Raw genomic sequence first — 5,417 nt, 5'->3', positions numbered from 1 at the left:
TCTCTTCGGGATAACCTGATTTACTGCCGGCACACGACCGATGCCGTGCATTCTGATCACTGCGGGGTACTGCTTGAGATCGACCGCCCAAACTACCTTAAATCTTGAAATAGATGAGCCAGAAATTCCAATTGTTTAATAAGTTTTGACCCTAATAAATTCACTCATCAAAAAATCAATCCATAAGTACTACGCCATATATAAGCCATTTGGGATGCTTTCGCAATTTAGCCGTGAAGGTGAACACGCGACACTGGCCGATTTGGCTTTCGACTTTCCTAAGGACGTTTATCCCGTAGGACGGCTCGATGCGGACAGTGAAGGGCTGCTGCTGCTTACCAATGATAATTTGTTTAAAACCAGGCTGCTCGACCCCAAGAAAAAGCATACGCGCACCTACTACGTCCAGGTGGATGGTGAGATAACAAAAGAAGCTTGTGCGGAGCTGGAATCTGGTGTATCGATCTCTATCAATAAAAAAAAGCATCTTACTTTACCCGCCCGTGCTGAGATCATTCCGGAGCCAAGTCTCCCGGAAAGAAACCCGCCAGTCCGATTCCGGATGAATATCCCCACCTCCTGGCTTGCCCTCTCCATACACGAAGGTAAGAACCGTCAGGTCCGTCGGATGACCGCCGCGGTAGGCTTTCCTACCCTACGCTTAGTCCGCTGGAAAATCGGCGAATATATTTTAGGAGAGATGAAGCCGGGTGATGTCGTTGAATTATTGATGCTTTAATTTGTTGTTTGGAAATCAGTACTCCGCATTTGTGACTCCTTTGACTTACGTACTTTGTGCCTCTGCAGCTTCGTAACTCAATTTTCCAGAACTACAAACTCCACCCGCCGATTTTGTGCTTTGTTTTCTTCGGAGTCGTTAGCGGCGATGGGCTTCGTTTGGCCGTATCCTTTCCAAACCAGTCGGGTGTCGGGAATGCCGTGGTTGACGAGGAAGCTGGAAATGACCTTGGCTCTGTTTTCGGACAGGAATTGATTCAGCCGGGCGTCGCCGACGTTATCGGTATGGCCTGCGATCTCGATTTTTAGCTTGGAATTTAATTTGAGAGTTTTAATAAGTTTATCCAGTTGCGGGTGCGACTCCGGGCGCAGTATATAGCTACTTTGGTCGAAATAAACATTGTCAAGTCGCACAGCTTCGCCCACTTCGAGATTTTCAAATACTGCATCGTCCGCTTTTGGAGTTGTTTTGATCGTAGCAGGTGTCTGCACAGGAGCCGAAGTTGGTTCAGCGCTGGGTTTATTTGGTGATAATAAAATTGATTTTATGAGATCGTTTCTCCCCGTAGGCTTACCAAAGATCATCGTACGCTCGAAAAGCCCGTACCCCGGTTTCGTCACTCGTACTTCGTATTTTTTACCAGGGGTAAGAACTGCCTGACGAGCCATCGTGATGTTTTGCAGTTGCAGGATTTTATTATCTGACCTGATTTCAAAAGAAACAGGGTCGATGTTTTTCATAGTTACCGCATCGACGAGAGTAAAAATGACCGGATAAGTCAAAGGCTCCATCAGCACAAGGCGGGGCTCGATTGGTTCAGATTCGGGCGTGTCAACTTTGACCTGTTGCTTATAAACTTCGTAGCCGTCTGACTCTACTTGCAAGGTGTAGGGCTGCTGCAATTTCAGCTCAGTACCATATTGTGGGTTAGCAGCGGTCGTGACGGTAGCCGTAGGGCTAGTTTCAGTACCTTTGAGCCAGAAGCGTGCCCCAATCGGCTTTTTGGTAAAAGCATCCTGCGCGACGAAAGCGATTGTTTGGGTTTGGGGTGGCCCTTTCCGGCGCAAAAGCCCCACTTCGATGATACCCGTCTCGGAACGTAGTATTCTGCCATTTGTCGGCTCATATTCTTTGGCCATTACCTGATAAGTAAAATCCCCGACTTTTGGCAACAACACGACGAAACGTCCTTTGTTGAGTTCTACCTCTACCGGACTTTTGTCTTCACCGAACACCAGAACCTCGGCGTTTGGCACTACCGACCGCTGCTCTCTATCCATTACTATTAACAGGTGCTTCTTTTTCTCATTCTCGACATTTTTCCTTTGCAGACTTACGGTTATCTCTTGTCCCGGCTGTACCTGGGCAATGTACTTTCGGTAGGGAGTATAGCCCGGTGCGTCGATGGCAATCGTGTACCGATGGTCCGTATTCACGGGTGCGCGCGCAACCATGGTTGTCGGGTCGTAGGAAAGTATTTGGTTTTCACCGCTGGTTTCGTCCTGTAAAGTGACGCTCAAACCTGTTACTGGTTCAACGATCCCAGCATCTGCCATTTTGATAATTAGCGTGTCATTGGGCAAGATGAGTGTACAGTTGAGGGCTGCGACGCGGCTCTCTGCCTGGCTATGGCTGAAAAACAGGAGTAACGGCAATAGGAGTAGCCATTTTTTCATTTTGAGGAGTCGGAAGTATGGGGACAATCTTACGATTTTCTACTTAACGAGAATCCAGACAATCTATTGAAGAGCGGCTGATTGATTGACTGACTATTCCACGATTTCCTTAAAATTCAAAACGCCTCCCCAATCGTCAGGTACAAATTCCCTTTGGCATAGGGCGAAAAGCCATAGTCAACCCGAATATTGAGATGGTTTTTCTTTTGAGCCGTGATGCGCAACCCGCCGCCGTAAGTGTATTTCGCTTTGTTGAAGCGGATGCCGTCGTTTTCATTTCCCAGGAAACCCAATGACCCGAAGGCCGTCGCGCCGATAAATTTCCAGATTTCCCATCGCAATTCGGCCTGGCCCAGTAGGGCATTTTTATCTCGAAAAAACCCTTCGTAAATCCCCCGCATTTTTTTGGGGCCACCCAGGAACGAGAGTTGGCTGAAAGGCACCTCGTCGCCAAAGGTAGCGCTGGCGGTGTAGTTGGTAGCCAGGACAAGCTTGTCATGCAATGAAAAGTAGTTGGCCACGTCGAGGTAAATTCTGGTAAACGAGTGGTCGGCTCCGAAAATTTTAGAAGTTGGCAGGATGTACAATTCTCCAAACATGCCCTTTCTTGGATAGAAAACCTGATCGCGGCTGTCGCGGAGAATCGACGGCCCCAGGCTGGATGTTCGGCTAAAATCGCTGCCTGTGATGCGGCCCGAGGAGAGTTCGCCGTCTTCGACAGTACCGGTAACATTGTAACCCTCATATTGATAACGTAGTCCCAAATACGTTTGAGGGGCTATAAGTTTCGCGGCCAGTAACCTTATACGCGGAAAAGTAACGTCAAATTTTTCTTCTGGCACGCGGTCTTCCCCGATGCCATAATAATTGAAATTGTATTTGAACCAGCCGTTGTCGCCGTTGAAATAGTAGCGGTTGTTATCGTAGAAAATGTTGAAAGGGACAAAGAAAAGAATCTGCTTTTTTTGGGTGTAAGTGGCCCCAAACGAAATCTGCGAAGGCTTCGTTCGGATCGTATCGCGGGCAAACGAGAAAGTGGTCGTGCCGACCACACCCCCGCCCCAACCCGTCTCGGGCAATCGGAAAGCAACGGGCAAGACGATGAACTTGGTATCAGCCAGGAATTTAGTAGTGTCTGACTTCTTGGTGGAATCAGCCTGAAATGAAGCCGACGAAGCAGATAGGGAAAGGACAGAAAAAAGCACAAAAAGGCTAAGGCGCATAAATGGGAGAGTTTAGGAAAATGTACGCAGGAACCGGGAAAAGGGTTGCCCAGCCGCCAATCTAAGGCCGTTCACTCGAACTTTCTTCACAAATAATACCAAAACTCCCCACTCTGCCCTAATTTTACAATTCACAGAATCCTGTTTTCTTTATCCATTCATCCACTAATTCACTCATTCACCATTGGAATATCGCATAGAAAAAGACACCATGGGCGAGGTACAAGTACCTGCCGATGTATATTGGGGCGCGCAAACACAGCGTTCGATCCAGAATTTTCCCATTGCCCAGGACATCAATAAGATGCCGAAGGAGATCATTAAAGCTTTCGCTTATCTCAAAAAAGCCGCCGCTCTCACCAACGCCGAGGCCGGGGTACTTGACCAGGAGAAGGCTGATTTGATCGGGAAAGTCTGCGACGAAATCCTGGAAGGAAAGCTTGACGACCAGTTTCCACTCGTGGTATGGCAGACGGGTTCCGGCACGCAGTCGAACATGAACACCAACGAGGTCATCGCCTACCGTGGTCACGTTATCAATGGCGGTGATTTGTCGGACAAGCAGAAATTCCTGCATCCCAACGACGACGTCAACAAGTCGCAATCTTCGAACGACACCTTCCCGACGGCCATGCACATCGCGGCTTACAAGATACTAATGGATCTGACGATTCCTGGAATCACCAAACTACGCGACACACTGCAAGCCAAGGCAGTCGAATTCAAAGATGTCGTAAAAATAGGTCGCACCCACTTCATGGACGCCACGCCGCTCATGCTCGGACAAGAGTTTTCGGGTTACGCTTCGCAACTTACCCACGGTCTGCGCTCCATCGACCACACCTTGGCTCATCTATCTGAATTGGCCCTGGGCGGTACGGCCGTCGGCACAGGAATCAATACGCCAGAGGGTTATTCCGAAAACGTTGCTGCACACATCGCCGACCTGACTGGTTTGCCATTCGTGACCGCCGAAAACAAGTTCGAGGCTTTGGCCGCTCACGACGCCATCGTGGAGGCTCACGGCGCCTTGAAGACCGTTGCCGTAAGCCTAATGAAGATTGGCAACGATATTCGGATGCTGTCGTCCGGCCCGCGCGCGGGCATCGGCGAAATCCAGATTCCCGACAACGAACCGGGTAGTTCCATCATGCCCGGCAAGGTGAACCCCACGCAGTGCGAAGCCATGACGATGGTGGCGGCACAGGTACTTGGGAACGATGTGGCGATCAGCGTCGGCGGGGCTAACGGTCACTTCGAGTTAAATGTCTTCAAACCCATGATGGCTTATAATTTCCTGCACTCCGCTCGACTGATCGGCGATGTTTGCGTGTCATTCAACGACAACTGCGCCGTAGGAATCGAACCGATCCGCGATAATATTCAAAAGCACGTCAACAACTCGTTGATGCTGGTCACGGCTTTGAATCCTAAGATTGGCTACTACAAAGCCGCCGAAATCGCGCAGACGGCGCACAAGAATGGTAGTACTTTGAAGGAAACTGCCGTGGAGTTGGGCTATCTGACGTCTAAGGAATTTGACGAGTGGGTAAAGCCAGAAGGCATGGTGGGAAAGGTAGATTTGTAAAACTCAATGCCGGGAAATAAACAACGCCCCGCCTGGTAGGTGGGGCGTCGTTGCTCCAAACGGATATTTAATTGCTGTATTTAATCGGCTGAGTGAAACAATGCCGACGCCGGAATAGCTTGTTGAGCAACACCATCAGTCTGCCACGTCCAGTCTAAAGCGGGCTTTCCGTTTCCCGTTTGATGGTAAAA

4 protein-coding genes are annotated in these 5,417 nt (G+C 49.4%); 2 read left to right on the top strand and 2 right to left on the bottom strand.

All coding sequences use genetic code 11. The features are described 5' to 3' along the window. Window positions 1-154 precede the first annotated feature (154 nt). A complete protein-coding gene (locus tag ACEW8P_RS24960; protein WP_373515781.1) occupies window positions 155-739 on the top strand; it encodes a pseudouridine synthase in 585 nt (194 codons plus the stop codon). A gap of 77 nt (window positions 740-816) precedes the next feature. On the opposite strand, the gene ACEW8P_RS24955 is transcribed toward ACEW8P_RS24960, so the two are convergent. Continuing rightward, window positions 817-2,415: an OmpA family protein gene (locus tag ACEW8P_RS24955; protein ID WP_373515780.1), complete on the bottom strand. Its 1,599-nt coding sequence runs from the start codon at window positions 2,413-2,415 to the stop codon at window positions 817-819. 116 nt (window positions 2,416-2,531) lie between these two features. Beyond that, window positions 2,532-3,638 carry a BamA/TamA family outer membrane protein gene (locus ACEW8P_RS24950; RefSeq protein WP_373515779.1) on the bottom strand — a complete coding sequence of 369 codons (1,107 nt, stop codon included), beginning with the start codon at window positions 3,636-3,638 and terminating at the stop codon, window positions 2,532-2,534. A 184-nt stretch (window positions 3,639-3,822) separates the two neighbouring features. Here ACEW8P_RS24950 and fumC point away from each other — a divergent pair, with 184 nt between their 5' ends. Then, window positions 3,823-5,226, top strand: a complete 1,404-nt coding sequence (fumC, locus tag ACEW8P_RS24945; protein ID WP_373515778.1) for a class II fumarate hydratase — start codon at window positions 3,823-3,825, stop codon at window positions 5,224-5,226. Window positions 5,227-5,417 lie beyond the last annotated feature (191 nt).

This window comes from Persicitalea sp. (assembly GCF_041751555.1).
Classification (GTDB): Bacteria; Bacteroidota; Bacteroidia; order Cytophagales; family Spirosomataceae; genus Persicitalea.
The sequence above is the reverse complement of the archived record's forward strand: the minus strand, read 5'-3'. Positions and strand labels throughout refer to the sequence as shown.

What these genes read in the sequence shown, in the direction of transcription:
- ACEW8P_RS24955 (WP_373515780.1), bottom strand. Translation starts at nt 2,415, where the DNA reads ATGAAAAAATGGCTACTCCTATTGCCGTTACTCCTGTTTTTCAGCCAT.
- ACEW8P_RS24950 (WP_373515779.1), bottom strand. Translation starts at nt 3,638, where the DNA reads ATGCGCCTTAGCCTTTTTGTGCTTTTTTCTGTCCTTTCCCTATCTGCT.